Raw genomic sequence first — 21,923 nt, 5'->3', positions numbered from 1 at the left:
ACCAGGAGGGAAGAACGGGTGCTGGATCGGCTCAACGCGGCGCTGGAACACCTCGAACAGCGGCTCGACCAGCCGCTCGACGTGGCCACGCTGGCCCGGATCGCGGGCGTGTCGGAGCACCACTTCGGCCGGCTGTTCTCGGCGCTGGCCGGGCTGCCGCTGTCGGAGTACGTGCGTCGCCGCCGGATGACGCTGGCGGGCGCCGACGTGCTCGCCGGCCGGGAGTCGCTGCTCGACGTGGCGGTCCGCTGGGGGTACGGCTCGAACGAGGCGTTCGCCCGCGCGTTCCGGGCCGTACACGGCGTCGGACCGACGCGGGCCCGGCAGGCCGGCGCGGTGCTGCGGTCCCAGCCCCGGTTGTCCTTCCGGCTCGTCGTCGAAGGGAACACCAGCATGGACTACCGGATCGTGACCAAGGACGCCTTCCGGCTCGCCGGTCTGGCGGCCCGGGTGCCGCTCGTGCACGAGGGGATGAACCCGCACATCGTGGCGTTCGTCAGGGGCATCGACCCGGCCACCGTACGCCGCATCGAGGCACTGTCCGACCAGGAGCCGCACGGGATCGTCAACGTCAGCGCCGAGCTGGCCGGCTCCCGCGCCGAGGGCACCGAGCTGGACTACTGGTACGCGGCGGTGACCGGCGCGGACGTGCCGGACGGCCTGCGCAGCCTGCCGGTCGAGGCCGGTGACTGGGCGGTGTTCTCCAGTTCCGGTGCGTTCCCGGTCGCGGTGCAGCACCTGTGGCGGGCCGTGTTCACCCAGTGGTTCCCGGCCAACCCGTACGAGGTCCGCCCGGGGCCGGAGATCTCGCGGGTCCGGGTCGCCGGGGACGGCGGTATCGCCGACGCGGAGTTGTGGATCCCGGTGCGCCGGGTCTAGGGCGTGGCCGCCGCTCGCGCCAGCGCGGCCGGCACGTCGTGCACGTGGTAGGGGTGTTCACTCGGCTCGATCGCGGCGAGGAACATCGCGTACACGGCGGCCTGCCGCAGCGGCGCGACCGGCCGGAGCAGGTCGACGGCCCGGTGCGGGTCGCTGCCGGGCACGCCGGCCCGCCACCGCCGCGCCCACGCGTCGACCAGCCGGGCGGCGGCGTCCGCATCGACGTCCTCGGTGAGGCGCAGGATGTCGAAGGCGGGGTGGCCGACGAACGAGTCCGCCCAGTCGATCACGGTCCGGCCGCCGTCGTCGCCGCGGACGTTGCCGGGGTGCAGGTCGCCGTGCACGAGGGTGTCCGGCAGGCCGCAGTCGCCGATCTGCCGCAGCCGCCGGTCGAGCCCGTCGAGCAGGTCGGCGGCGGCCGACACGTCGTGCCCGGCCAGCCGTTCCCGGATCCAGTCGGCCAGTGCCGCCCCGCGCAGGTCCGGCACCCCCGCCGCGACGAGTTCGCCGACGCTGCCGCACGCCCGCAGCTGCACCAGGTGATGCCCGGCCGCGATGGCGGCCCGCTCCCGTTCCCCAGCCCCGTACCGGTCCTCCCCCGGCACGTCCGCCAGCAGCATCCGCCCCTCCCCGTCGGCGGCCAGCACCACCGGCCCATTGATCAAGGAGTTCAGGTCGTCAGGGAGATCGACACCGCCACCAACTCCTTGATCACCGAGGAAGGCCAGGACTGTGGCTTCGTGGTGGGCGAACGGGGGGAGCTGTTTCAGCCACGCCGGGCCCTGGTCGGTGTCCAGGCGCCAGATGGCGGAGAGGTTCCAGGTGCGCTGCTGCGCCACCGCCGTCACCCGGCGGCCGAGCCGGCCCAGCTCGCCGGCCGCCCAGGCGACGCTGCGGGCCGGGCCGCCGGCGTGCGCCCACGGCTGGCGCAGCGGATGCGGCGCGAGGTCCACGGCGGCCGGTTCCAGGGGTACGGCAGGGGCGTCGGCTACCCGCGCCAGGTAGCGGACGTGGCCGCCGGGCGGCGCGGGACGGTCGGCGTCGAGCAGCCGCAGCACGGCGACCTCCAGACCGTGGCGCTGCCGGACCGTGTCGACGATCGAGTGGACCTCCTGCCACCACGGCTCCCGTACGTCGAACGGAGGCAGCGCGCCGAGCGGGCGGCCGGCGGCGTCGAGCAGGGCCAGCGTGACAGTTCGGGACACGGCCGGACGGTATCCGGGCACCCCTACGGGAGGCGAGCGGATTCACCGCCAGACGGTACGGCGGAGCCCTTCGTGACCGGCGCACACGTCGCGTTGCCCGCCGGTGCGGCTGACCGAGCCGTCGCGGCACTGCACCAGCCAGCCGCGATCCGACCAGAACCCGGGTACGCACTCGAACCAGTCGCACACCCCGGCCGCCGGACGCCGGATCCGCTGCCCGCCGCAGAAGTCGTACCCGAAGGGGTTCTGTGGGGCCCCGCAGCGGCGCTGGACCGGCGGTTGCGGCGTGCCGCGCGGCGGCGCGGGGCGGGCGCGCGACGGCTCGGGACTGGGAGTGGGCCGGCCCCGGACGGCGGGCGCGACGTGCGGCGGCGGTGTCGTGCCGGTGGCCGCCGGGGTCGCGGCGGCGGCCCGCTCCGAGCCGGCCCGGGTGGGCGGGTTGGACTCGACGAGCATCGCCGGCACGATCAAGGCGAGCGCCCCGCAGACCGCCACCGTGCGCCGGCCGCCCGGCACCAGCGCGGTGATCCGGGCCTGGGCGGGAGTGAGCACGGCGGGACGTTCGGGTCGCGCGGCGGTGTGTTCCGCGATCAGCTCGTCCAGTTCGGCCACGACGGCGGCGCGCTGCTCGATCGCGTCGGCGAACGCCAGCGTGAGCGTGAACCGGAAGTCGGCCGCCGCGCCGGTGGGCAGCAGCAACCCGGAGGTACGCCGCCGGTCCAGCACCTGGATCAGGGTGACCGGTGCGCCGGGGTCGTGGGACAGGCCGGTCATCCGGCCGTACGCCCAGTCCCGCCGGCCGCGTCCGCCGAGCAGCACCAGCCGCCGGTTGGTGAGCACGGCGAGCCCGGCGTCGACCACCTTGACGCCCTCGGGGCGGCGGGGGCGCAGCACCGGCGGGTCGGGGTCGACTGTCAGCTCGGGGGCGGGGAGCACGGCGGTGTGCCGTACCTCGACCAGTTGCGCGGCCGGCAGCGTCCAGAAGACCACCTCGCCGGGGGCCAGCTCCATCGGCAGGCCGACGCCCGCCTGGGCCGAGCCGTGGAAGGACACCGCGAGGGTACGCAGGCGGCGCAGCTCGTCGTCGCGGCGTCGCCACGCCTCGTCGGCCGCGCGGAAGGCCCGCTGCCGCCGCTCGTTCTGCCGGTGCGCCCACCGGTACCGCCATGTGGAACCCGTCGAATCAGTCTTCGCCACGCTGACTCCTCCGCCGCGCGAGCACACCAACCGGGGTGTCGTTCATGTAAACGATCCGGCAGGGGTACCAAGACACGCAAAAGTCGCCAATTAGACCGATCGGCTGATTGACCTCCACAATCGGCGAAATCTCTCACGTCCTCTCACGTTCCGTGCCACCGCCTCCCCGCGCTCCCGTTCCGGAATGCGAGGGCTCGAACGCGTCCGTAACATCAGCCGCGACAACGGGGTGAACGCGGCCCCGGCGGTGAGGAGGTGCACCGGTGGGCGACCCGGCCGTCGTGGTGGGTGTGGACATCGGCACCACCAGCTCCAAGGCGGTCGCGTTCGACACCTCCGGCCGGCAACTGGCCAGTCACTCGATCGGCTACCCCCTGGAGGAGCCGAACCCGGGCTGGGCCGAGCAGGACCCGGAACTCATCCACCGGGCCGTGCTGGGCGTGATCCGCGCGGTCGTCGACGAGCTGACCGTTCCGGTGGCCGGGCTGTCGTTCAGCACCGCCATGCACAGCCTGATCGGGCTGGACGCCGACGGCACCCCGCTCACCCCGTCGATCACCTGGGCCGACTCCCGGGCCAGCGCGCAGGCCGAGCGGCTGCGTGCCGTGCCGTCCGGGCTCGCCCTGCACCGGCGCACCGGCACCCCGGTGCACCCGATGGCGCCGCTGCCCAAGCTGGTCTGGTTCGCCGAGCGGGAACCGAAGCTGCACGAGCGGGTCGCGCACTGGGTCGGCATCAAGGAGCTCGTGCTGCGCCGGCTCACCGGCGCTCTCGTCACCGACCACTCGGTCGCCTCGGCCAGCGGGCTGATGGACATCCACCGGCTGGCCTGGGACGGCGAGGCGCTACGCCTCGCCGGCATCACCGAGGAGCGGCTCCCCCGGCTCGTACCCACCACGCACGTGCTGCCGGGGCTCACCGCCGAGGCGGCGCGGGCCACCGGGCTGCCCGCGCGCACCCCGCTGGTGGTGGGTGCCGGGGACGGGCCGCTGGCGAACCTCGGGCTCGGCGCGGTACGGCCCGGCGTCGTGGCCTGCTCGATCGGCACCAGCGGCGCGATGCGGGTGATGGTGGAACACCCGGGCGTGGACCCGCTCGGCGGCGTGTTCTGCTACGCGCTCACCGAGGACCGCTGGGTGGTCGGCGGCGCCATAAACAACGGCGGGATCGTCCTCCAGTGGGCGAACGACGCGCTCGCCCCGGAGCTGGGCGCGCACGCCGAGGAGGAACTGCTCGATCTGGCCGCCCAGGCGCCGGTCGGTTCCGGCGGGCTGATCATGCTGCCGTACCTGCTGAGCGAGCGGGCGCCGCACTGGAACGCGCTGCCCCGCGGCGCGTACGTCGGGCTGACCCACGGCCACGGCCGGCCGCACCTGGTCCGGGCCGCCCTGGAGGGCGTCTGCCAGCAGCTCGCCCTGGTCCTCGCCTCGGTCCGGGCGGCCGGCAACGAGGTACGCGAGATCCGCGCCAGCGGCGGCTTCGCCCGCAGTCCACTGTGGCGGCAGATCCTCGCCGACGCGCTGGGCATGCCGGTGCGGTTCCCCGCCGGGCACGAGGGATCCGGTTTCGGGGCCGCGCTGCTGGGCATGCAGGCACTCGGGCTGATCTCCTCGATCGAGGTCGCCGCCGATCTGGTCCGAATCGAGGAGACGGTCCACCCGGACCCGTCCTCCGCCGCCACCTACGCCGCCCTGCTCCCCCTCTTCTCCGAGCTGTACGACGCGCTCGTGCCCACGTTCACGTCCCTGCGGCGGATGGCGCCCAGCCTGCCGCCGGAACCGCCACCCACAGCACCTCCCCGCTGACCGGCCGAAGGGCGTGACAGCCGTGGTCACACTGCCCGACGTCGTCGTCAAGCGACGGGTCAGGGGGCCTCGACGCCGGAGATGCGGAACTTGTGCACCTCGGCGCCGAGGATTTCCGTCACCTGGTCGTCCTCCGGGCCGGAGCCCCGGAACGCCAGCAACTGCTCGTCCGACTCCCACCGCTCGTAGACGTTGATCCGGCCCGGCTCGACGAGGTCGGCGCTGACCGCGAAGTCGACGCAGCCGGGCGCGGCACGGGCCGCGCGGACGGCGGCCTCGCAGGACGCCAGGTAGGCGTCCCGCCGGGCCGGATCGACGTAGAGGGTGCCGGCGACGATGAACATGCCGGCCATCCTGCCACCCGCTCCCGGTCAGGACCGGGTGATCGCGTTGGCGTGGATCGCCTCGTTCAGGTACGCGGCCATCCCGGGCCGCAGCGTCTCGAAGTACGCGGTGAACCGCGGGTCCGCCACGTACATGTCCGCCAGGCCGGTGTGGATCTCGTACGAGCAGTCGTACCACCACTTGGTGATGAGCTGCCGGTGCTCCTCGGCCAGCGACATCGCCTCCGGACCGTCGGCCGGCGCACCCGAGTCCATGAGCGCGGCGAACCGCCGCCCCCAGTCCTCGTTCTCCGCCTTGTTGCGCAGCCAGTCCTCCTTCGAGTAGCGGCCCGCGCGCTCCTGCGACTGCCGGTACGCCTCGGTGTCACCCCAGCGCTGCTCGACCTCCTCGGCGTGCTCGTCCGGGTCGAAGTCACCGAACACCTCGAACCGCTCCTCCGGCGTCAACTGGATCCCCAACGTCCTCGCCTCCATCGCGTGTTCGATCGCCGCGACCATCTCCTGGAGCTTCCCGATCCGCCCGGACAGCAGCTCGTGCTGCCGGCGCAGGTGCGCCACCGGGTCGGCGTCCGGATCGTCCAGGATCTCGGCGATCTCCTCCAGCGGGAACCCCAGCTCACGGTAGTAGCGGATGAGCTGCAACCGGTCCAGGTCCGCCTCGTCGTAGCGGCGGTAGCCCGCCGGCGTGCGCCCGCTGGGCCGCAGCAGCCCGATCTCGTCGTAGTGGTGCAGCGTCCGGACCGTCACCCGGGCCGCCCGCGCCACCTGTCCCACCGTGTACGCCATGGTTCCCTCCCTTCCGCGACCGAGACTCCCGCCTCCCGCGACGTGAGGGTCAAGCCGGACAGCACGACGCCCCCGACCAGGATGGCCGGGGGCGTCGTCGGTGCGGGTCAGTTGGTGACCTTCTCCTTCTCCGGAGCGGCGAAGGTCGCGCTGGCCGGAGTCCGGAAGGCGTGCACCAGGCCGGCGACCGAGAGCAGGAACAGCAGGCCCGCGCCGAGGTACAGGGCCAGGGCGCCCTGCTCGGCCTTGCGGCCGAACTCGCTGAAGCCGTACGAGGTGAGCAGCAGGCCACGCAGCGTCTCGCCCTTGAACACGGTCTCCCGCTGGGCGCTCACCTCGGCGAGCTGCTTCTGCAGGTCGGCCAGGTTGGCGGCGTTGCTCTGCTCGGCCTGGGCCACCTGCTCACGCAGCGCGCTCTGCGGCTCGCCCAGGTCGGCGTAGGTCTTGCCACCGGCCATGTTCTTCAGGTGCAGCCCGATGTACTCGTTCGCGTAGCACTCGGCCTGCTTGCCGGTGGTCATCTTCTGGCCGGCGTACTCGCGCAGGCAGTCCGACTTCTTCTCCTCGTCGGACAGCTTGTCGGCCGGGGTGAAGGTGATGTGCTGCGCGCCGAGCTGGTCGCGTACGTAGTCGTTGGCGAAGTTGGCGTTCGTCGTCAGGACGACGCCGACGACGAGCAGCAGGACCGCCAGTCCGAGTCCACCGATGCTGAACAGCAGGTCGAGCGTCCGTCGCTTCATATCAAACTCCCGTGTGGAGGCGTCTTCGTCTGGGTTAACGAGGAATATCATGACCGCTGCGGACCGCCGGTGAGCAGGGTCGAATCCCCTGTCCTGTCCGGGACCTTCGGCCCCCCGCCCACCCGGGCCGGTCAGCGTCCGGCGCCGGCCCCGGACAGCGCGGGAAGCAGATCCGGCAGGGCGGCCGGACGGCCGTACCGCCAGCCCTGGCCCTGCCGGCAGCCGATCGCGGTGACCGCCGCGTGCTGCGCGACAGTCTCCACACCCTCGGCCACCACGGCCAGGTCGAACGCGCCGGCCAGCCGGTTCACCATCTCCACAGTGGCGTACGCGCGGGCGTCCCCGGCGTCCAGCCGGGACACGAACGACCTGTCGATCTTCAGCTCGGTGGCCGGGATGCGGTGCAGGTAACTCAGCGAGGAGTACCCGGTGCCGAAGTCGTCGATGGCGATGCGGATGCCCAGGTCGCGCAGCTGGGACAGGCGGTCCAGCACCGACTCGCTGCCCTCGATCAGGGCGGACTCGGTCAGTTCCAGGGTGAGTGCGCGCGGCGGCAGGCCGGCCGCGCCGACCGCACCGGTGACGGTGGCGATCAGGTCGGGCCGGCACAGGTGGGCGGCGGCGATGTTCACCGCGACGGTCACGTCCGGCGCGTGCTCGCGCCAGGTCGCGGCGGCCCGGCACGCCTCGTGGATGACCCACCTGTCGATGGCCACGATCAGCCCGGTCTCCTCGGCCAGCGGCAGGAACCGCGCCGGGGTCAGCACACCCAGCCGGGGATGCCGCCAGCGCACCAGCGCCTCGGCGCTGCGTACCGTGCCGGTGTCCAGGTCGACGATGGGCTGGAACTCCATCAGCAACTGGCCCTCGTCCACCGCGCGGCGCAGGTCGGCGATCAGCTCGGCCCGGCTGACCGCCGACTCGCGCAGCTCCGGCGTGCACGTGCGGTACGCGGCCTTGCCCGCGGCCTTCGCCGCGTACATGGCGATGTCGGCGTCGCGGAGCAGGTCGGTGTGCGAGGTGTGCTGCGGCCCGTACTCGGCGATGCCGATACTCGCCGACGGGTGGACGCCGAGGTCCTCCTCGCCTGGTAGCGGCTCCAGGGCGGCCAGCAGCCGGACCGCGAGCCGCTCGGGTGACACCTGGCGTTCCCCGGCCACGAGCACCGCGAACTCGTCACCGCCGAGCCGCGCGATCATCCCGTCCGCGCCGACCGCGTCCCGCATGCGCTCCGCCGTGGCGGTGAGCAGCCGGTCCCCGGCGGCGTGCCCGAACCTGTCGTTCACCTGCTTGAAGCCGTCCAGGTCGAGCAGCACCACGGCGACCGGACCGCCCACGCGCAACGCCCGCCGCAGCCGCCGGACGAACGTCAGCCGGTTGGGCAGGCCGGTCAGCTGGTCGGAGTACGCGAGCCGGCGCAGCCGGCCGACCAGCCGCAGGTTCTCGTTCGCGGCCAGCCCCTGGCGCAGCGCCAGCACCCCGAGCAGGGCCATCATGCCGACGAACACGACCTGCGGCGTCTGCCCGCTGGGCTGCCGGGACACCAGGACCGCGACGATCGCGCCGCCCACCGGCAGGTACGGCAGCGCGACCCGCCACCACGGCGGCAGCGGCGAGTCGACCAGGTCGTCCTCACCGTCCTCGCCGATCGGCGGCGGATAGCGGGTGGCCAGGCCGACCAGCAGGTAGCTCAACGGCCAGCACACGTCGACCGGGTGACCGGGCGTGTAGTCGCCGCGCGCGACCAGCGAGACGTAGACGGCGTCCGCGCCGGACCGGATGGCCAGCCCTGCGCCGATCACGGTGAGCGCCCGCCACATCGGCCGGCCCGGACCGGCGACCGCCACCAGGATGGTGAGCTGCATCAGGTCGAACATCGGGTAGAGCAGCCCGAACGTCCGCATCGGGTCGGCCAGCGCGGCGTCGGTGATCTGGTGGAACACCACCACCCAGCCGATCGGGATGAGGGCCAGCCCGACGATCACCCCGTCGAGCAGGGTGCGGGCCCGGCCGATCAGGCTGCGCGGGCCGGTGCGGGAGCAGAGCAGCGCGCCGGTGCCGGTGACGATTCCGGCGGCGAACAGGCCCGCCACCAGCGGTGTGTGGGGCAGGCCGAGCCCGCCGATCCGTTCGACAGTCCACACCGCACGGCCGAGCGCGGCGAGGGCCATGGTGGCGGCGAGCAGTTCCCAGAACCGGCGCAACGCGGCCGGCCGGCGTCGCGCCGCACCGACGCAGAGCACCGCCGCCCAGCTCGACACCGCCATCGCGCCGATGTCGCTCACCAGCGCCGCACCCGGCAGGCGAGCGGCCAGCCAGGCCATCTCCCCGAGTACGGCGACGGCGGCCGCGACAAGTCCGACACGGCCGGCGAGCGGATGACGGGCCGGCGCCGCGGCGGCGAGGCTCACGTCGTGCTGGGATACAACGATGCGCTCCGGCTCTCTTCCAGACGTGCACCCTCGGGCGACGAGGACCGGACGACGGACGGCGCAAGCCTAGCCAGCGCCGGGGACGGCCGCCAGGGTCCGTCGATGTCGGTCACCGGACGGCGACGGCCCGGGTGAGGGCGGCGCCGGCCTGAGCCACGCGGGTCAGGACCAGTCCTCCGCCGGGGCCGGATCCTGCGGCGCGGTGGCCGTGCCGGGCGGCCCGCCGTGCGTCCACGGTGTCTCCTCCGGCGCGGGGAACGCGCCACCGGGCAGGAAACCGTCGGACAGGCTGGTCAGGCAGATCCGCTCGCCCACCTCGGGCACGGTGCCGGGCGGCGCGGTCAGTCCCCGGCCCATCCCGCCGGACAGTTCCAGCACCACCTCGGTCTTGCCGTCGCCGCCGGGCGTCACGAACACGATCTTCGCCTTCTGCCCCGGGCGGGACGGGGAGTACAGCGTCGCGCCCACCGGCATCGGCACCGGCTCGGTGGTGACCACCTGGATGCGCGGGCGCAGCACCGGCCGCCTGCCGGAGTCGTCCACCCGCGCCGGGTCGGCGAGCGTCACCTCGCCGACGAACGCCTCCCCGGTCAGCCGGTGCTCGGCCATCACCAGCGGATCGTCGTAGGCGCGCTGCACCGCCCAGGCGGTCGACGCCCGTTCCAGCCGCTGCAACCGCAGCGCCGCCGCCACCGCGCCGTCGCGGCGCGGCTGCGGGCCGCCCCCGGTGTCGACATGCTCGGCGTGCGCGGTGAACGCGTCCCGGTCACCGGCCCACCGGCCGGTCACCCGCGCGCCGGCCGGCAGCGTCCGCAGCAGCCCGACGCCGCGCCACATCAGCTCCCAGGTGGGCGCCAGCTGGTCGCGCAGCAGGCCGGTGAGCTCGTCGTACGCGGCCGCGCGCGCAACCGGGTCGTCCTCGGCCCGGGTGTACGCCTCGATCGCCGGGGCCAGTCTGCGGTTGTCGAAGTCCGGGTCGGTGGCCGGCCCGGCGGGCGGGCAGCGGGCCGGGTCCTCGGCGCGGGCCGCCGCCTCGGCGCCGGTCAGCCCGGCCGGCGGGTCGAGCCAGCCCAGCACCGCCGGCAGGTGCAGGTCCTCCACCACGCTCTGCCCGGTCGCCCAGTGCAGCGTCAGCGCGTCGGTGAGCGCCAGCAGCGCCGACGAGCCGGGCTGCTCGGCGCGCTCGGCGAAGAACGTCAGCCAGCGCCCGAGCAGCGGCACCGACTGGTGCACCGGATAGTCGCCGTCGGTACGGCGGAACCGGGTGGAACGGCCGAACAGCCGCAGGAACGTGATCCCGGCCGGGTTCGGCACCAGCAGTTGCGGCGCGTCGGCGTACCGGTGGCGGACGTCGCGGCCCCGGTCGACCGGAACCGCCTCGGTCAGGTCGCGGAACTCGTCCAGGTAGGGCAGCACGATCGCGGCCAGTTCGGCGGCGAAGGCGAACCGCTGGTCCCGGTTGCGCGGCTGCGGCACCACAAGCAGCCGGGCCTCGTCGGGCGCGGCGCCGACCATCGCCGCGAGCGGGGCGTTCGCCTCACCGGCGAGCGCGAGCGGCACCAGCACCAGCGGCCGGTCGGACAGGTGCAGGTGGCGGACGGTGGCCACCGGCTGGGCCCGCCCGGTGGCGACCGCCTGCGCCCGGGCGAGCGCGCGCAGCGTACTCACGCGGGGTTTCCGGCCAGGGCTTCGGCGCGCAGGCGCGCGGCGGCCCGCAGCAGCGCGGCGGCCTCCGCCTGCTCCGGTTCGGGCGCGGCGACGCCCTCGGCGAGCGCCAGCACGTCGGCCACCTCCTCCACGCCGCCCAGTGCCTCGCGGACCGGCCGGCCCAGCGCGCCGGTCTGCCCGCGCGCCTCGTGCCGGCAGAAGTACGCCAGCTCGCAGGCGGCCAGGCAGTCAGGCGCGTAACGCGCGGGCACCCGGTGCAGCGCGGCGGCGAGCATGGCCGGATCGGCCGCCGGGTCCACTGTGAACCCGGCCGGTACGGCGGCGAGCAGATCCTCGACCCGGGCCATCCGGGCCAGTTGGCGGCGCAGCACCAGCAGTTGCCGCCGGACGTCGAGCAGGCTGGCCACCGGCTGGTTGGCGAAGTCACGCGGGCAGACCAGCACCACCTCGTGCGACACCAGCTCCGGGTCGTGTCCCTCGGCGGCGAGCAGTTCGCGCAGCGCCAGCACGTAGACGGCGGACTGGATCGCGGCGGCGGCGACCTTGCCCGGGTCGGCCTGCCCGTCGATCACCGGGAACGACTTGATCTCCACGACGTGGAACCGGCCACCGAGCCGGGCGGCGACCAGATCGGGTTCCAGGTGCACCCGGGTGCCGGCCACGTCCAGGCCGAGCAGCGGATGGTCGAACAGCGCCGGGCCGTCCCCGCCGGCGGTCAGCGCCGCCCGGGAGCGTTCCGGCCGGTCGTCGTCGGCCCCGAGGTCGGTCCAGGTCGCCTCGGCCGGGACCGGCACGCCGAGGCGCTCCGCGACCAGGCGCAGCAACAGTGCGCCACCGTCGGCCTTCACCTGCGCCTCGAAGGCGTTGCCCCGGGTGATCGCGAAGCGCGACTGCCCGAACCGGGCCGGGAAGCCGAGCCGCTCGGCGAGCGCCGGCTTGTCCGCGCCGGCGCTGTCCAGTACCGCGCGGCGGGTGCAGCCGGGGTTGCCGGTCAGCGCGGCGATGGTGCGGGCGTTGTGCCGCCGGGGCGGCCCACCACCCCTGATCCGTGCCAGCCGATCTTCCACCCGATGAAGTGTAAGGAAGGGCCCCTTGTTAACGCCTCCGGTAGAGGACGGGCCCCTTGTTAACACCCCGGGCCCGGTCGGTCAGCGGCCGGCGGAGCGGTTCCAGGGCGAGCGGGGCGACTGCGCGCCCGCGACCGGACGGCGCCGTCGGCGGTGCCGGCGGCCGGGCGTGCAGGGCGGACGGGCGGCGGTGTGCACCGGCACGGCGGGTGGGGTGACCGGCTGCCGGCCGATCAGCCAGCAGAGAAAGCGGGTCATTGTCAGCCGACCGGGAGGCGCTGGGCCTCGGCGCGCGAGATGTCGTACTGGGCGCCGCAGAATGTGCACTGCTGCGCGTACCGGGTGCGCAGCGGGATCAGCGGGACGAAGAAGAGGCTGAACTTGGTGACCCGGCGGGTGATCACCTGGGCGGCCTGGTTGCCGCAGTTGCGGCAGACCTCGGTGACGACGCCGGACCGGACGACCTTGGTGCGCAGCCCGAAGATGAAGAACATCGCCCGGCATTACCCACCCGAGGCCCGTGTTAAAAGGGGCCCCCTCCTCTACCGGAGGCGTTAAGAGGGGGCCCTTCCTTACAGCCAGATCGGGTGCCACTCGGGCACCTCGTGGAAGCGGCGCAGCTCGGCCCACCCGGCCACGTTGCCGCACCAGGCCGCGTACGGCGGGTTGCCCTCGTCGAAGCCGGACTGCACGAACGTCAGTTTCGTCTTGCCGTCGGACTCCGCCAGCTCCCAGGAGGTCACGCCGACCGGCCCCCAGTCGATGGACAGCGCCCGCCCCGGCGTCACGTCGAACACCTTCGCGGCCTCACCGGCGTCGAGGCCGCCCATCGCGTACCGGCCGCCCTCCCAGGGCTCGACGCCGATCGGGTAGCCGAACCAGGCGGTGACCTGTTCCGAGTCGGTGAGCGAGGTCCACACCTTGTCCATCGGCGCGTCGATGACCGTCTCGCCGCGCAGGTCGGCGGAGGTGAAGTCGGTACGCGGCAGCAGCGGCCGGCCGTCCAGGTGATCGTTGAGGTGGGCGATCGCCAGGTACCAGTACGTCTGGAGCACCCCCCGGATGCTGCTGCCGCTCATCGCCTCCGCGTAGTCGAAGTGGCTCTGCCGCAGCGTGAGTATCGTGCCGTCGCCGTCGGGCTCCACCTCGAACTCGGTGGTGGTCTCCACCCCGTCGAGCGTCCACGCGAAGCGCAGCGTCCGGTCGTCGACGTGCAGCAGCCGCTGGTGTGGCGCGTCGCCGTCGGGCGTGTAGCGGCCCCAGAACTCGTACCGCCGGGGCAGCTCGACCTCGACGTGCTCGGCCAGCCAGACGCGCAGCTCGGCGGGGTCGGTCAGGGCCCGGCGGACGGTCGCCACCGGGGCGGCGAGGCGGGCGCGGATGGTCATCGGCTCAGTCATGCGTGTCGCCTTTCGGGTAGCAGGCCACGGCGAGCTTGAAGGCGTCTCCCTCGGCGCCGCCATAGCGCGTGCACAGGTCTCGCAGCGTCGTCCGCAGGTCGTGCAGGAACTCCTGCCGCCGCTCGGCGGGCACCCGGATCTCGCCGGAGACGCCGATGGACGGCAGCTCGGGGGCGGCGCGGTCCAGCGCGGCGATGTCGGCCTGGACCTCCTCCATGAGGTCGAGCAGGTAGCCCAGGCTCAGCTCGTCGCGGGCCCGGCGGGTGCCGCCGATGCGGCCGACCAGGCGGGGCGAGAGCCAGTACGACCGGGCTGCGGCCTGGTAGATGCCCTCGGTGATGCCGCGCACCTGCCGCTGCGCCACCTGCTCGGCCAGCCCGGCCGCGACGAGCTGCTTGACGTGGTAGTAGACGCGCTGCGGCGTCTGCTCCAACCGGCTCGCGACCTCTGTGCAGGTGCGGGGTTCGGCCAGTTGCCGCAGCACTTCGATGCGCTGCGGCTTGAGCAGGACCTCGGCCTGCTCGCGCTGTTCCAGGTAAAGGACGTCTCTCATGGCAAAATCAGCTTGTACGTACAAAACTTCTTTGTCAATGACTTCCACGAAAGGCCGCGCGGTCCGCGCGGCCTTTCGTCGGTACGTCGCGTCAGGGCGTCCAGTCCGGACGCAGCGGGTACCCGTTCACCCCCTCGGGGCCGTTGTGCGTGGCGAGCACGTGGTGCAGCTGGATGCCGTTGCGTTCGAACGCCAGCCGCGAGCCGGCCATGTAGAGCCCCCACACCTTCGCGGTGCCCGGCCCGACCTCGCCGACGCAGAAGTCCCAGTGCTCGACCAGGTTGCGGCACCAGCCGGCCAGCGTCAGCGCGTAGTGCTGCCGCAGGTTCTCCTCGTGGTGCACCTCGAACCCGGCGTCGTGGATCTCGCTGATGAGCCGGCCCGGCCCGGCCAGTTCGCCGTCCGGGAAGACGTACCTGTCGATGAATGCGCCGGAGCGGTGCGGCGCCCGGTTGTCGGCCCGGGTGATGCAGTGGTTGAGCAGCCGCCCGCCGGGCTTGAGCCGGGAACGCAGCGCGCCGAAGTAGGCCGGGTAGTTGCGCACGCCGATGTGCTCGGTCAGCCCGATCGAGGAGATCGCGTCGAACTGCTCGCGCGGCGCGTCCCGGTAGTCCAGGTGGCGCACCTCGGCCAGCTCGCTCAGCCCTTCCCGCTCGATGGCGGCCCGCGCCCAGTCGGCCTGCGCCTTCGACAGCGTCACGCCGAGCGCCTTGACGCCGTACTCCCGGGCCGCGTGCCGGACCATGCCGCCCCAGCCGCAGCCGACGTCCAGCAGCCGCATCCCCGGCTTGAGCGCCAGCTTGCCGACGACCAGGTCGTACTTGTTCCGCTGCGCCTCCTCAAGGGTGTCGCCGGGGCTGCGGTACACCGCGCAGGTGTACGTCATGGACGGCCCGAGCACCTTCTCGTAGAAGGCGTTCGACACGTCGTAGTGGTGCGAGATCACGCTGCTGTCCCGGGTACGCGAGTGGCGCAGTCCGGTCATCAGCCGCCGCCAGCGCGGTGCCGCCTCCTGCGGCGGGGGCGGCGGCGGACGCAGCCGCTCCCAGCCCAGCCCCCGGACCAGCGCGAGCGCCTCGGCCACCGCCGGGACGCGCAGCGGCACCTCGTCCTTGATCATCCGCAGCGCCTCGTACGGGTCGCCCGGGTGCACCCCCTCCAACCCCAGGTCGCCGCTGACGTAGGCGCGGGCCATGCCCAGGTCGCCCGGCGCGGTGAGCAGGTAGGACAGGCCCCGCTCGGTGCGGATCGCCAGGGTGATCCCGGCGTCGGCCGGGCCCACCGCGCTGCCGTCGTAGCCGGTGACCCGGATGGGCAGGTCGCCGGTGGTGACCGCGCGGACGACCTCCGCGACAGTGGGTCCGGTACGCCGCCCGCCCGCCGGCGGGCCGGCCGGGGCGCTCGCCGCCCCCGGTGTTCGGTCGGTCAGACTCATGCTCGGGATACCGCCTTCTCGTACAGTCCGGTGAGTCGGTGGTCCGGGTCGTAACGGTCCTTCACGGCACGCCAGGTGTCCCCGCCGTAGAGCCGGTCGAACTCGCCCCGGTCGTAGTACGCGTCGGAGTAGAGCGACTTGTGGCCGCCGACCTCCGACACCATGCGCTCGATCTGGCGGTTGACGTCGCCGTCGGCGGTGCCCGCCGCGATGGGCACGCTTCCCCAGAAGCCGATGTTCACATACGTTTCGCCCGGTTGGAGCGGATATAGCGGCCACGCCTTCGCCGACCCGGGACCGGACGGCTCGCGCAGCCGCAACGGGCACAGCCACACCGGCGTCATGCCCACGTTCGCCGCGAACCAGCGCAGGAACTCGGGCGTGCGGTCCAGCGGGACCTCCACGTCCTGCACCACCCGCTCGCGCGCCGGGCGGCCCCGCCACCTGTCGACCCGGGCGGCCACCTGGTGCCGGTGCTCCAACCGGACGATCCGGTGGTAGACGTCGCTGCGCCGGTAGCGCCGCGGCCACAGCCGCCGCACCACCGGGTGCTGCACCCCGAACGCCGCCGAGCACCAGAACCAGTCGGTGTCCCAGCGCCAGAGATAGTCGTACGCGGACAGCGTGTCGCGGGTGCGCCGGCGCAGCGAGCGGTAGTAGATCTCCTGGCCGGTGTAGTCGGACGGCGGACCCTCGGCCTCGTCGGTGAACGCGCCCAGCACCAGGTAGGCCTCGCCGGGGCTGAACACCACCCCGTCCATGGCGTCGACCGGCTCACCGCCCCAGGCCCCCTTGGCGACCACCTCGCCGACCGCGTCGACCAGCTCCTCCAGCCGGGTGAACCGGATGTTGCGCAACGACACGTGCCGTCGGACCGGTTGCAGCTCGATGCGCAGCCGGGTGGCGTAGCCCAGGCTGCCCAGCGAGTTGGGGAAGGCGCGGTGCAGGTCGGCGTGCTCGCCCCGGGGCCGGGTCGTGACGATCTCCCCCGCGCCGGTGAGCACGTCCATCTCCAGCACCGACTCGTGCGGCAGGCCGTTACGGAAGGACGTCGACTCGATGCCCAGCCCGGTCACCGCCCCGCCCAGCGTGATGGTGCGCAACTGCGGCACGACAAGCGGCATCAGGCCGTGCGGCAGCGTCGCGTCGACCAGATCCTCGTACGTGCACATGCCCTGCACGTCGGCGGTGCGGGCCGCCGGGTCCACGGCGAGCACACCGGTCAGGCCGCTCACGTCCAGCCCCGGCGTACGCGGCGCGGAGCGGGGCCGGAACAGGTTCGAGGTCTGCTTGGCCAGCCGTACGGGTTCCCCGGCGGGCACCGCGGCGTAGGAGCGTCGCAGCGTGTCCACCGCCCGTTCATGATCACGGACAGCGTGCATGAGATCACCTTACGCGCGGGTACGACAAATTCGTGGGACGTCCACGGTGGCCATTCGGCGACTCGCCGACGACGCGCGCGTTAGCGTGGCCGCCATGGCGAATCCCGCGCTGACCGCTCTCGACCATGCCGGCCTGCCGTACCGGGTGATCCGCCACGGTCCGGTGGCGAGCCTCGCCGAGGCGGCCGCGGCGCGCGGCGTCGAGGTGCCCGACGTGGTCAAGACGATTGTGGTCCGCCGCGGCGAGGGTGACCTGCTGTTCGTGCTCACCCCCGGCGGCCGGGTGATCTCCTGGCCGAAGCTGCGCGCCCTGCTCGGGGTGAGCCGGCTGTCGATGCCCGACGCCGCCGCGGCGAAGGACGCCACCGGCTACGCGCGCGGCACCATCACGCCGTTCGGCTCCACCACCGCCTGGCCGGTGGTCGCCGACGAGCGGCTGCGCGGCCGGGAGGTCACGCTCGGCGCGGGCGAGCACGGCCTGGCCGTCGCGCTCGACGCGGACGCCGCGCTGGCCGCGCTCGGCGCGACCGTCGCCGACGTGACAGACGAGGAGCCCACGCGCGCAGCGGTGGCCGGTGCGCGGCGACCGGCATAGCGTGGAGGACATGCCGAAAGCCGTCTGGAACGACCTCGTCGTCGCCGAGAGCGACGACACGGTGCTGGTCGAGGGCAACCACTACTTCCCCCGTACCGCGCTGCGCGAGGATCTGATCCGAGAGTCCGACACCCACACGGTCTGCCCGTGGAAGGGCACGGCCTCCTACTACACGCTGGAACACGGCGGCGCCACCAGCCCGGACGCCGTCTGGTACTACCCCGATCCCAAGCCGGAGGCGGAGATGGTCCGCGACCGGGTGGCGTTCTGGAAGGACGTCCGGGTCGTCGACTGAGTCACCGTGCCGCCGGGCGACTGGCACCCGGCGGCCCCGGTGGGTCACTATGCCCCCATGGCCGACCCGCACTCCGACCCGTCCGGCACCGTCTACGGTGCCCGCCGCGCCCGTGGTGTCCGAGGCGTCCGGCTGCCCCAGGACCCGCTGATGCGGGTCGCGCTGGGCGTCGGCGTGGCGGGCGTACTCCTCGGGGCCTTCTTCGCCACCGGCGTGCTCGGCGGCGGTGGCGAGCGGCCGGTGGTGCCGGCGGCTGCGGTGCCCACAGCGGAGCCGAGCGAGCCGGGCGCGGAACCGACGGCGGAGCCCGCCCCGACCTCGGCGTCGCCCTCGCCGAGCGCGGCGCCGACCACACCGGCCGCACCAGTCGCCACGCCGAAGGTGCTGCGGGGCGTGCCGTCCGGGCGCTGCCTCGGCGTGACAGGTGACGAGGCCGAGGGCGCCCAGGCCGCGCTCGCCGACTGCACCGGCGGTCCGGAGCAGCAGTGGGTGGTCACGCCGGTCACGAACGACACCTACCTGCTCGTCAACGCGGCGAGCAGCAAGTGCCTGGACGTCAACGAGGCCAGCACCGACGACGGCGCCGACATCCAGCAGTGGTCCTGCAACGGGCAGGCCAACCAGCAGTGGCGGTTCCAGCCGGCCGGGAACGGCGCGGCGCTGCTGGTCGCGGTGCACAGCGGCAAGTGCGCGCAGGTCGACGACGCGGGCACCGAGGCCGGGCGCGAGCTGGAGCAGGCGCCGTGCGGCGGCGCCGCCGAGCAGCAGTGGGCGGCCGGCTGACGGTCAGCCCCGGTAGCTCCAGGCCCGCCGGGCCGGCACCGGCAGCGCGAACGCGGGCTCCCCGGCGGCACGGCGGCGCAGCAGCAGCGACAGCCCGGCCGCGCCGATCGACAGCGCACCCGCCACGTACCAGGCCGGCGCGTAGTCGCCGAGCCGGTCCCGGACCAGACCCGCGCCGGTGGCCGCGAACGCGGCGCCGAACTGGTGCGCGGCGAACACCCAGCCGAACACCACGGCCCCGGACGCGCCGAACCACTCCCGGCACAACGCAACCGTCGGCGGCACTGTGGCCACCCAGTCCAGCCCGTAGAAGACGATGAAGACCAGCATGCTCGGCCGGGCCGAGCCGGCGAACAGGCTCGGCAGCACCAGCAGCGACGCCCCGCGCAACGCGTAGTAGGCGCCGAGCAGCAGCCGGGCGTCGACCCGGTCGGTGAGCCAGCCGGAGGCGATCGAGCCGGCGATGTCGAAGAGCCCCACCACGGCGAGCAGCCCGGCGGCTGTGGTCTCCGGCATGCCGTGGTCGTGCGCGGCCGGCACGAAGTGCGTACCGACAAGGCCGTTCGTGGTCGCCCCACAGATCGCGAAACCGCCGGCGAGCAGCCAGAACGCCCGGGTCCGCGCGGCGGCGGCGAGCGCGCCGACCGCCCGCGCCGCCGCGCCGCCCTCCGGCCGGGCCGGCGGCACGACCTCGGTCGCGCCGTAGGCGGGCCGCCCCAGGTCCGCCGGATGCTCCCGCAACAACCACACCACAAGGGGTACGACCGCCAGCGCTGCTCCGGCCACGACGAGTGCCGCCGTGCGCCAGCCGTGGTCGCGCACGAGCACCGCCAGCAGCGGGAGGAAGACGAGCTGCCCGGCCGCGCCGCCAGCGGTGAGCACGCCGGTCACCAGGCCCCGGCGCCTGACGAACCAGCGCCCGGTCACCGTCGCCACGAACGCCAGCGCCATCGAGCCGGTGCCGAGCCCGACGAGCACGCCCCAGCAGAGCAGGAGCTGCCAGCTCTCGGTCATCCCCACGGTCAAGCCGCTGCCGGCGGCCACCAGCAACAGTGCGCCGGCCACCACCCGGCGGATGCCGAACCGGTCCATCAGCGCGGCGGCGAACGGCGCGGTGAGGCCGTACAGCAGCAGGTTGACCGAGACGGCGGCGGAGATGGTCGCCAGCGGCCAGCCGAACTCGGCGTGCAGCGGGTGCAACAACACGCCGGGCGTGGCGCGGAAACCGGCCGCGCCGACGAGCGCCACGAAGGCGACGGCGGCGACGAGCCAGGCCGGATGCGGGCGGGATCGGGTCACCAGCCGAGTCTCCGGCCGGGCGGTTGCGGGGGACGAGTGGCCGGAAAGACATCATGCGCAATAATCGGGCCATGTCTGTACCGCACCGGATCGCCGTCCTCGCCCTCGACGGCGTGGTGGCGCTCGACCTCGGCACCCCGGCCCAGGTCTTCGGCGCCGGCCGTACCGACGACGGCAGCCCGCTCTACGCGGCGGCCACCTGCACCCCGGGCGGGCTGCCGGTACGCAGCAGCGCCGGCTTCCAGGTCCTCCCCGACCACGGCCTGGAGCTGCTGGAGCGCGCCGGCACCGTGATCGTCCCCGGCATCCACGGCGGCCCGCCGATGCACGACGGGATCGTCTCCGCCGAGGTGGCAGACGCGCTGCGGGCCGCGCACGACCGGGGCGCGCGCGTCATGTCCATCTGCACCGGCGCGTTCGTGCTCGCCGCCGCCGGCCTGCTCGACGGCCGCCCCGCCACCACGCACTGGGCGTACGCGTCGCGCTTCCGCCGCCTGCACCCCGGCGTACGGCTCAACCCCGACGTGCTCTTCGTCGACGACGGTCGCGTGCTCACCTCGGCCGGCGTGGCCGCCGGCATCGACCTGTGCCTGCACGTCGTACGGACCGACCACGGCAGCGCGGTGGCCAACCGGGCGGCCCGGCGCTGCGTGGTGCCGCCGTGGCGTGACGGCGGGCAGGCCCAGTACATCGAACGGCCGGTGCCACGCGGCGCGGACCACGGCACCGCCGCCACCCGCGAGTGGGCGCGGCAGCGGCTGCACGAGCCGGTGGCGCTGCGCGAGATGGCGGCGCACGCGCGGATGAGCGTCCGTACGTTCACCAGGCACTTCCGTTCCGAGACGGGGCTCAGCCCGGCGCAGTGGCTGCTCCAGCAACGCACCGAACACGCCCGGCTGCTGCTGGAGACGACTGATCTGAGCGTCGACCGGATCGCCCGGGACGCGGGCTTCGGCACCACCGCCGCACTGCGCCAGCACCTCCACGCCCGGGTCGGCGTGTCCCCCACCGCCTACCGCCGCACGTTCCGCCCGTCTCCCGCCCCGCCCACACCCCCGCCAGCTTCCGTCGATCTTGGAGTTGTGGCACCTGGAAGGCCTGGCATGTCGGAGTTGTCCACTGCCACACCTGCATGATCGGCGGTCTGCCGGCCTGATCCTCAGGCAAGGTGGGGCTGGCGGCGCAGGGCGCGGAGCTGGGTGAGATGCAGCGGCAGGTGCACGCGGATGTGCAGATCCAGCGCTCTGCCCCAGGGCAGCGAGTCGTCCACGTCCAGGTCGAAACCCTCGCGCAAAACCGTGTCCACAGGCGTCTCCGCCGCCGGGCCGAGCCGTTCGGCCAACGCGCACAGCTTCTGGCTCGTGGCCCGGAACAGCGCGGCCACGCCGTCCAGCCCGCCGCACTCGGAGACCAGCGCGTCCAGTTGCGGCCGGTGGATGGTGTCGAGGTCGTAGTAGGCGAACGGCGAACCGGCCAGCACCGCCTCGGTCGCCTCGCTCATCAGCTCGTCGTTGGCGGCCAGGTGAGCCACGATCTGCTCCGCGCTCAGATCCCCCTCCGGCGGAGGCCCGAACCCGCCCGCGTCGATCTCCGCGAACAACGCGTCGTACGCCTGCCGCAGCGCCGGGGCGTCCACCTCGTCCATGCCCCGCATCCAACCCTCGTCGGCACCGCGGGCACCCCGGCTACCGTGGCCGGTTCACCCGGACGCGTGAAGGCCGGCACCCCGTTCGGGGTGCCGGCCTGTCTCGCTTACTTGTTCCAGTGCTCGGCGACGAGGTCGGCGGCCTGCTGTTCCCACTGGGCGTAGTGGTCGGGGTAGGCCGACACCTGGACGGTCTGGGCGGCCTTGGTCAGCGGCATGTCGCGCCAGCCGTCGACCTGCTTGAGACCCTTCAGGAACGCGGTCGTGGAGTACTCGGGGTCGGTGATCTGCTCGACCGTGCCCCAGCCGCTGGAGGGGCGCTGCTGGAACAGGCCCTGCGAGTCGTGGTCGTTACGGTCACCGAGGTGGCCGAGGTTCTCCAGCTTCGACTCCTGCAACGCCGTCGCGATCGA

General features: G+C 73.7%; 22 protein-coding genes and 1 pseudogene. 6 read left to right on the top strand and 17 right to left on the bottom strand.

Features of this window, described 5'->3' with window-relative positions; genetic code table 11:
* Positions 1 to 18 precede the first annotated feature (18 nt).
* The gene (locus AB0B20_RS00115; RefSeq protein ID WP_357466806.1) at positions 19 to 879 is read left to right on the top strand and encodes an AraC family transcriptional regulator; all 861 of its coding nucleotides are present in this window, start codon (positions 19 to 21) and stop codon (positions 877 to 879) included.
* Here the strand turns inward: AB0B20_RS00115 and AB0B20_RS00110 are convergent.
* Both AB0B20_RS00110 and AB0B20_RS00105 read right to left on the bottom strand, forming a co-directional pair.
* The gene (locus AB0B20_RS00110) at positions 876 to 2,084 is read right to left on the bottom strand and encodes an aminoglycoside phosphotransferase family protein (protein ID WP_357466801.1); all 1,209 of its coding nucleotides are present in this window, start codon (positions 2,082 to 2,084) and stop codon (positions 876 to 878) included. The two genes, AB0B20_RS00115 and AB0B20_RS00110, sit on opposite strands and share 4 nt — an antisense overlap.
* A 42-nt stretch (positions 2,085 to 2,126) precedes the next feature.
* On the bottom strand, positions 2,127 to 3,281 hold the full coding sequence (locus tag AB0B20_RS00105) for a hypothetical protein (protein ID WP_357466797.1): 1,155 nt from the start codon (positions 3,279 to 3,281) through the stop codon (positions 2,127 to 2,129).
* Positions 3,282 to 3,544: 263 nt separating this feature from the next.
* Between AB0B20_RS00105 and AB0B20_RS00100 the strand changes: the two genes are divergently transcribed.
* Positions 3,545 to 5,086, top strand: coding sequence for a gluconokinase (locus AB0B20_RS00100; protein ID WP_357466791.1), 1,542 nt, complete (start codon positions 3,545 to 3,547; stop codon positions 5,084 to 5,086).
* Between the two features lie 59 nt (positions 5,087 to 5,145).
* Here the strand turns inward: AB0B20_RS00100 and AB0B20_RS00095 are convergent, their stop codons facing one another.
* The 12 genes from AB0B20_RS00095 to AB0B20_RS00040 form a co-directional block, all read right to left on the bottom strand.
* Complete coding sequence (locus AB0B20_RS00095; protein WP_030501927.1) at positions 5,146 to 5,430, bottom strand: antibiotic biosynthesis monooxygenase family protein; 285 nt, start codon at positions 5,428 to 5,430, stop codon at positions 5,146 to 5,148.
* A 27-nt stretch (positions 5,431 to 5,457) separates the two neighbouring features.
* Positions 5,458 to 6,216, bottom strand: coding sequence for a MerR family transcriptional regulator (locus AB0B20_RS00090; protein WP_357466788.1), 759 nt, complete (start codon positions 6,214 to 6,216; stop codon positions 5,458 to 5,460).
* A gap of 107 nt (positions 6,217 to 6,323) precedes the next feature.
* Positions 6,324 to 6,956, bottom strand: a complete 633-nt coding sequence (locus AB0B20_RS00085; protein WP_357466784.1) for a hypothetical protein — start codon at positions 6,954 to 6,956, stop codon at positions 6,324 to 6,326.
* A gap of 131 nt (positions 6,957 to 7,087) precedes the next feature.
* Entirely contained in the window at positions 7,088 to 9,280 is a 2,193-nt protein-coding gene (locus AB0B20_RS00080) for a bifunctional diguanylate cyclase/phosphodiesterase (RefSeq protein WP_357467545.1), read from the bottom strand.
* Between the two features lie 270 nt (positions 9,281 to 9,550).
* The gene (locus AB0B20_RS00075) at positions 9,551 to 11,056 is read right to left on the bottom strand and encodes a hypothetical protein (protein ID WP_357466779.1); all 1,506 of its coding nucleotides are present in this window, start codon (positions 11,054 to 11,056) and stop codon (positions 9,551 to 9,553) included.
* Positions 11,053 to 12,123 (bottom strand): hypothetical protein, encoded by a 1,071-nt coding sequence (locus AB0B20_RS00070; RefSeq protein WP_357466775.1) that lies wholly within the window; start codon positions 12,121 to 12,123, stop codon positions 11,053 to 11,055. The genes AB0B20_RS00075 and AB0B20_RS00070 overlap by 4 nt, the downstream gene beginning before the upstream one ends.
* 81 nt (positions 12,124 to 12,204) lie before the next feature.
* Positions 12,205 to 12,381 (bottom strand): hypothetical protein, encoded by a 177-nt coding sequence (locus AB0B20_RS00065; RefSeq protein ID WP_357466772.1) that lies wholly within the window; start codon positions 12,379 to 12,381, stop codon positions 12,205 to 12,207.
* 2 nt (positions 12,382 to 12,383) lie between these two features.
* A complete protein-coding gene (locus AB0B20_RS00060; RefSeq protein WP_357386116.1) occupies positions 12,384 to 12,617 on the bottom strand; it encodes a zinc-ribbon domain-containing protein in 234 nt (77 codons plus the stop codon).
* Between the two features lie 78 nt (positions 12,618 to 12,695).
* Positions 12,696 to 13,523 carry an SRPBCC family protein gene (locus AB0B20_RS00055; RefSeq protein ID WP_357466769.1) on the bottom strand — a complete coding sequence of 276 codons (828 nt, stop codon included), beginning with the start codon at positions 13,521 to 13,523 and terminating at the stop codon, positions 12,696 to 12,698.
* Entirely contained in the window at positions 13,516 to 14,076 is a 561-nt protein-coding gene (locus AB0B20_RS00050; RefSeq protein WP_357466765.1) for a helix-turn-helix domain-containing protein, read from the bottom strand. Before AB0B20_RS00050 ends, AB0B20_RS00055 begins: the two co-directional genes overlap by 8 nt.
* Positions 14,077 to 14,167: 91 nt before the next feature.
* The gene (locus tag AB0B20_RS00045; RefSeq protein WP_357466761.1) at positions 14,168 to 15,511 is read right to left on the bottom strand and encodes a class I SAM-dependent methyltransferase; all 1,344 of its coding nucleotides are present in this window, start codon (positions 15,509 to 15,511) and stop codon (positions 14,168 to 14,170) included.
* Positions 15,508 to 16,893 carry an FAD-binding oxidoreductase gene (locus AB0B20_RS00040; protein WP_357466758.1) on the bottom strand — a complete coding sequence of 462 codons (1,386 nt, stop codon included), beginning with the start codon at positions 16,891 to 16,893 and terminating at the stop codon, positions 15,508 to 15,510. The genes AB0B20_RS00045 and AB0B20_RS00040 overlap by 4 nt, the downstream gene beginning before the upstream one ends.
* A gap of 94 nt (positions 16,894 to 16,987) precedes the next feature.
* Between AB0B20_RS00040 and AB0B20_RS00035 the strand changes: the two genes are divergently transcribed.
* From AB0B20_RS00035 to AB0B20_RS00025, 3 genes are read left to right on the top strand one after another with little or no spacing between them, the layout of a single operon-like run.
* Positions 16,988 to 17,488: a YbaK/EbsC family protein gene (locus AB0B20_RS00035; protein ID WP_357386125.1), complete on the top strand. Its 501-nt coding sequence runs from the start codon at positions 16,988 to 16,990 to the stop codon at positions 17,486 to 17,488.
* 10 nt (positions 17,489 to 17,498) lie between these two features.
* Positions 17,499 to 17,783 (top strand): DUF427 domain-containing protein, encoded by a 285-nt coding sequence (locus AB0B20_RS00030; RefSeq protein WP_354865186.1) that lies wholly within the window; start codon positions 17,499 to 17,501, stop codon positions 17,781 to 17,783.
* A gap of 57 nt (positions 17,784 to 17,840) precedes the next feature.
* Entirely contained in the window at positions 17,841 to 18,566 is a 726-nt protein-coding gene (locus AB0B20_RS00025) for an RICIN domain-containing protein (RefSeq protein WP_357386127.1), read from the top strand.
* A gap of 3 nt (positions 18,567 to 18,569) precedes the next feature.
* On the opposite strand, the gene AB0B20_RS00020 is transcribed toward AB0B20_RS00025, so the two are convergent.
* Positions 18,570 to 19,865, bottom strand: coding sequence for an MFS transporter (locus tag AB0B20_RS00020; RefSeq protein ID WP_357466753.1), 1,296 nt, complete (start codon positions 19,863 to 19,865; stop codon positions 18,570 to 18,572).
* 53 nt (positions 19,866 to 19,918) lie between these two features.
* Between AB0B20_RS00020 and AB0B20_RS00015 the strand changes: the two genes are divergently transcribed.
* Entirely contained in the window at positions 19,919 to 21,001 is a 1,083-nt protein-coding gene (locus tag AB0B20_RS00015) for a helix-turn-helix domain-containing protein (protein WP_357386131.1), read from the top strand.
* Between the two features lie 23 nt (positions 21,002 to 21,024).
* Here AB0B20_RS00015 and AB0B20_RS00010 read toward each other — a convergent pair whose 3' ends face one another.
* Together AB0B20_RS00010 and AB0B20_RS00005 are read right to left on the bottom strand one after the other, a co-directional pair.
* Positions 21,025 to 21,501 (bottom strand): hypothetical protein, encoded by a 477-nt coding sequence (locus AB0B20_RS00010; RefSeq protein ID WP_357386143.1) that lies wholly within the window; start codon positions 21,499 to 21,501, stop codon positions 21,025 to 21,027.
* Positions 21,502 to 21,617: 116 nt separating this feature from the next.
* Positions 21,618 to 21,923: pseudogene (locus AB0B20_RS00005) on the bottom strand (hypothetical protein); the annotation flags it as partial.

This window comes from Micromonospora sp. NPDC049151, assembly GCF_040648395.1.
GTDB lineage: Bacteria > Actinomycetota > Actinomycetes > Mycobacteriales > Micromonosporaceae > Micromonospora.
Note: the sequence above shows the minus strand (reverse complement) of the source record. Positions and strands in the feature narration are given on the sequence as shown.

What these genes read in the sequence shown, in the direction of transcription:
- AB0B20_RS00095 (WP_030501927.1), bottom strand. Translation starts at nt 5,430, where the DNA reads ATGTTCATCGTCGCCGGCACCCTCTACGTCGATCCGGCCCGGCGGGAC.
- AB0B20_RS00090 (WP_357466788.1), bottom strand. Translation starts at nt 6,216, where the DNA reads ATGGCGTACACGGTGGGACAGGTGGCGCGGGCGGCCCGGGTGACGGTC.
- AB0B20_RS00085 (WP_357466784.1), bottom strand. Translation starts at nt 6,956, where the DNA reads ATGAAGCGACGGACGCTCGACCTGCTGTTCAGCATCGGTGGACTCGGA.
- AB0B20_RS00080 (WP_357467545.1), bottom strand. Translation starts at nt 9,280, where the DNA reads ATGGCCTGGCTGGCCGCTCGCCTGCCGGGTGCGGCGCTGGTGAGCGAC.
- AB0B20_RS00065 (WP_357466772.1), bottom strand. Translation starts at nt 12,381, where the DNA reads ATGACCCGCTTTCTCTGCTGGCTGATCGGCCGGCAGCCGGTCACCCCA.
- AB0B20_RS00060 (WP_357386116.1), bottom strand. Translation starts at nt 12,617, where the DNA reads ATGTTCTTCATCTTCGGGCTGCGCACCAAGGTCGTCCGGTCCGGCGTC.
- AB0B20_RS00055 (WP_357466769.1), bottom strand. Translation starts at nt 13,523, where the DNA reads ATGACTGAGCCGATGACCATCCGCGCCCGCCTCGCCGCCCCGGTGGCG.
- AB0B20_RS00050 (WP_357466765.1), bottom strand. Translation starts at nt 14,076, where the DNA reads ATGAGAGACGTCCTTTACCTGGAACAGCGCGAGCAGGCCGAGGTCCTG.
- AB0B20_RS00045 (WP_357466761.1), bottom strand. Translation starts at nt 15,511, where the DNA reads ATGAGTCTGACCGACCGAACACCGGGGGCGGCGAGCGCCCCGGCCGGC.
- AB0B20_RS00040 (WP_357466758.1), bottom strand. Translation starts at nt 16,893, where the DNA reads ATGCACGCTGTCCGTGATCATGAACGGGCGGTGGACACGCTGCGACGC.
- AB0B20_RS00035 (WP_357386125.1), top strand. Translation starts at nt 16,988, where the DNA reads ATGGCGAATCCCGCGCTGACCGCTCTCGACCATGCCGGCCTGCCGTAC.
- AB0B20_RS00030 (WP_354865186.1), top strand. Translation starts at nt 17,499, where the DNA reads ATGCCGAAAGCCGTCTGGAACGACCTCGTCGTCGCCGAGAGCGACGAC.
- AB0B20_RS00025 (WP_357386127.1), top strand. Translation starts at nt 17,841, where the DNA reads ATGGCCGACCCGCACTCCGACCCGTCCGGCACCGTCTACGGTGCCCGC.
- AB0B20_RS00015 (WP_357386131.1), top strand. Translation starts at nt 19,919, where the DNA reads ATGCGCAATAATCGGGCCATGTCTGTACCGCACCGGATCGCCGTCCTC.